Here is a 3,979-nt window from a genome sequence, read left to right as displayed (position 1 = left end):
CAGCCGTCGTGCAGCAGCAAGCCAACTTAAAGACGGCTCAAACAAAACTTCAATCCATTCGAGAGGGATATAATGCCCAAACGTTAGCAGCGGCTCAGTCAGCACTCGCAAAAGCACAGCAGAGTTTAATCATTGCTCAGCAGAATGCGGATCCGGCTTATCTACTTGCAGGAGCTACTATCCTGGCACCGACGGATGCAGTGGTTATTAATTGTGGGCTGCAACTGTATCAATACACAACGAACAATTCAATTATCACGATCACTCCAACGGATGGCACGGAGAGTAATCTTGAAGTGGCAGCGTCGATTGATCAGGCAGATATTGCGCAGGTCGAAATAGGACAGAAAGTGGATATCACCCTTGACGCATACCCGGATGAGCATAGCAGCGGAACTGTGAGCTTAGTTGCTCTTCAAGGGACAACCACTTCCAATGTCACAACCTTTAAAGTCACGGTGGCGGTAGAAAAAGCCAGTAACAAACTTCGCTCCGGAATGAACGCTAATATTGATATCGTGGTGGCAGAGGCCGATAATGTTCTGACAGTTCCAAGTGAAGCAATCAAAACTGTAGATTCTAATAAAATAGTTCTTGTACCAATAACAATAACTACAAGCGGCAAAGATCGAACGGGTCAAGCAGGTCAGGCAGGTCAGGCAGTTCAGGATCAAGCAGCACTATCAGGTACAAGAGGAACTGCAAGTAGTGGGAAGGGCGTACAAAATGTAAATACCCGACCGGTCACAGTGGAAGTCGGTTTGGATGATGGGACCAATGTGGAAATCAAAAGCGGTTTAACGGAAGGTCAAGAAGTTGTGACGGGAACTCGTACAACTACTAGCACAACTACTACACCTAGAGCAACTTCGGGATTCAGTCTTGGAGGCGGCGGGAATAGAGCAATAAGCGGTGGTGCCCGTCCTGGGCAGTGAGTTTAGGTCACATTAAACAAGTGTTGAGTAACGAACTGTCGACAAATCAAACGTATGCCTAAGAGAAAAAACAGCAAACCCGAAGAAGATGTGCTTTATGGTGAAGTCGGGAGGGGTGTTATTTGATAGCTCTCAAAGGGATCAAAAAGATATATACTAACGGTGATATTCAAGTGGCAGCTTTGGCAGGGGTGGATCTCCACGTAGGAGCCAGCGAGTTTGTAGCGATTATGGGACCCTCTGGTTCCGGAAAATCGACTATGATGAATATTTTAGGATGTTTGGATACGCCAACAGAAGGGGAGTATTATCTCGATAAAATCGATGTAGCGAAGGCTAGCAGTGATGATTTGGCCGTAATTCGGAATCGCAAGATTGGGTTTGTCTTTCAAGGATTTAATCTTCTTCCCCGAACGACGGCTTTAGAAAATGTGGAACTTCCCATGCTCTATGCCGGTATAGGCGGTAAAGAAAGACGGACCCGAGCCGTTACTGCTTTAGAATCGGTTGGTCTTGGCGATCGGACTCACCACCGTCCGAAAGAACTCTCGGGTGGTCAACAACAGCGGGTAGCCATTGCCAGGGCGCTTGTCACAGGACCTGCAATCATCCTGGCGGATGAGCCTACCGGAAATCTTGACAGTCGATCAAGTGAAGAGATTATGGCAATCTTTCAGCGACTGCACTCTGCGGGAAACACGATTGTTATTGTAACGCATGAACCGGATATCGCCGAATTTACCCAAAGGATTGTGCGTGTTCGTGATGGTCTTATTGAAAAGGATGAAAAAGTAAAAAATCAGCGCAAGGCCCAAGCACAGGCCCTTGAGGAAGGAGTAGCAAAGTGAACTTACTGGAAAGCATTCGAGTTTCTTTGCGGGCTTTACGAGCTAATAAACTGCGTTCATCTTTGACAATGCTGGGGATTATTATTGGAGTGGCGGCGGTTATTGCCATGGTTGGAATTGGGAATGGAGCAACCGCCTCGATCACTTCCCAAATTCAAGGTATGGGTTCGAACCTTCTGACGATCAGCCCCGGGCAGTCAAATTCAGGAGGAATTAACGGGGGGGCAGGAAGCGCCGCCTCCCTAACGATGGACGATGTTAAAAAGATTCAAGCACTTGGACCAGCCGTGAAAGCAGTCGCCCCAATTGCGGGTTCCAATGCGCAAGTGGTCCTGGGGTCTGGAAATACCTCTACAAGTATTAACGGAACCACAGAGGATTATGAAGTCGTTAAAAATGTCTCCTTGGCTCGTGGCCGTTATCTTACCAAAGAGGACGTGGATAGCAGTGCCAGGGTTGCGGTCTTAGGCCCGACGGTTGTCGAAAACCTCTTGGGGGACGCGAATGCAGCCGTTGTCGGGAAAATCATTAAAGTAAACAATGTTCCTTTTCAAGTTATTGGGGTGACGACGGCTACAGGATCTAGCGGGTTTCAGAGTAGTGATGATATGATTACGGCACCGATCACGACCGTTCAGGCACGCTTAATCGGGAAAAAGACGGTGCGTAATATTTTGGTCTCGGCTTCTTCAGAGGCGCTTATGCAAACGGCACAAGATGAGATTACAGCCGCTTTGCGCAAATCCCATAAGATTCCGGACGGCAAAGATAATGACTTCAGAGTTCAGAATCAGGCGGATATGTTAGCAACTATGACCAGTGTGACTCAAACCTTAACAATGCTCCTGGGCGGCATCGCAGGGATTTCTTTGCTGGTTGGGGGAATTGGGATCATGAATATTATGCTTGTTTCGGTCACCGAACGAACACGAGAAATCGGAATCCGTAAGGCGATCGGGGCAAAAGGCAAGGATATTTTATTGCAGTTTCTTATTGAAGCGGTCGTGCTCAGTGTTTTGGGGGGAGGCATCGGCATCGCCCTTGGTTATAGAGGATCTAACCTTGCTGGGAAGGTCTTAATAATGAACACCGGTATTTCCATGGCCTCAGTTTTTATGGCGTTTGGCTTTTCGGCGGGAATCGGCATTATTTTCGGGGTTTTCCCAGCGCGAAAGGCTGCTGCTATGGACCCGATTGATGCCTTAAGATACGAGTGATTTAAATTTCAAAAAGAACAGATACAATGTAGATTAAAATATATTTATTAAAAGCAGGGAGGAGAAATAATACATGGGGAAAAAGAAGCAGACCCTTAAGGTTTTGGGTGTTCTGATGATGGTATTATTGCTGATAGGAATGATCCCGGGGGTTGCTTCAGCGGCCGGTGATGATGGCAGTACATGGCTTTCCTTGCTCAACTTTGCGACTAGCGCAGATTCAAAACTGATTGYGGGAGAAACGAAAAATATAAATGTTCAGCTTTGGAATAACRTATCTGACCCCTTTACAGGATCTGTGGGCAGCGTTACCATAACAGACTCCGAGGGGGTTCAAAGATTATTTCCTATTTCCGGGTCAGGTGGAAACTATACAATTTCCAATGTAACGTTAGAAAACGCTGGAGATTATCAATTAGTCATCCGCCAAGGAGCAATGGGTACAGCCTTAGCCGCAGGGACGATAACGGTGCTGAATGCCAAATCAATCATGACAGACTCTCTTGTAATGAATACGAATAAAACCATAAATATTAAGGTTATGGATTCCGCAGGTAATCCATTGGTCCGTAAATCTATAACTGTAGACGGGACTGCAGTAGGAGCTGCGGATTCAACTTATACAACGCTTAGCGATGGAACGTTTACATTTACGATGACCCCTACTGCGTTGGGAACCGCTAACATCATTTAGGCCGGGAATGTGATGGGTACGATTCGGGTTCTTCCCGCCTATCCTCAAAATGCTGGTATCGGAGGTACGACGGAGGATAACGTTTCCCTGGCGTTTGCCATTGCCCAATGTGGATGGACGAGGGGGATCCCTTATGTCATTTTATCTCGCGATGAGCAATTTTCGGATGCTCTCGACGCAGTTCCGCTTTCGAAAAAACTTAATGCTCCGATATTAATGACGGATTCTGCGAAATTAGACGATCGGACGTTAGCGTAAATCCGTACTCTCGGTGCTAAGAATATT

At 46.8% G+C, this 3,979-nt stretch carries 5 protein-coding genes; all 5 read left to right on the top strand.

From position 1 onward, the window contains the following. A partial coding sequence (locus AC6I5A_RS02890) for an efflux RND transporter periplasmic adaptor subunit (RefSeq protein WP_034611548.1) occupies nucleotides 1-935 on the top strand: 935 nt, incomplete at its 5' end. Nucleotides 936-1,057: 122 nt separating this feature from the next. Beyond that, nucleotides 1,058-1,783 (top strand): ABC transporter ATP-binding protein, encoded by a 726-nt coding sequence (locus AC6I5A_RS02885; protein ID WP_034611546.1) that lies wholly within the window; start codon nucleotides 1,058-1,060, stop codon nucleotides 1,781-1,783. Further along, nucleotides 1,780-3,000, top strand: a complete 1,221-nt coding sequence (locus AC6I5A_RS02880; RefSeq protein WP_034611543.1) for an ABC transporter permease — start codon at nucleotides 1,780-1,782, stop codon at nucleotides 2,998-3,000. Before AC6I5A_RS02885 ends, AC6I5A_RS02880 begins: the two co-directional genes overlap by 4 nt. A gap of 73 nt (nucleotides 3,001-3,073) precedes the next feature. Next, entirely contained in the window at nucleotides 3,074-3,694 is a 621-nt protein-coding gene (locus tag AC6I5A_RS02875; protein ID WP_052167848.1) for a hypothetical protein, read from the top strand. A 12-nt stretch (nucleotides 3,695-3,706) separates the two neighbouring features. Next, nucleotides 3,707-3,952, top strand: coding sequence for a cell wall-binding repeat-containing protein (locus AC6I5A_RS02870; RefSeq protein WP_052167847.1), 246 nt, complete (start codon nucleotides 3,707-3,709; stop codon nucleotides 3,950-3,952). Nucleotides 3,953-3,979 lie beyond the last annotated feature (27 nt).

This window comes from Desulfosporosinus sp. Tol-M2, from assembly GCF_059735615.1.
The sequence above is the reverse complement of the archived record's forward strand: the minus strand, read 5'-3'. Positions and strand labels throughout refer to the sequence as shown.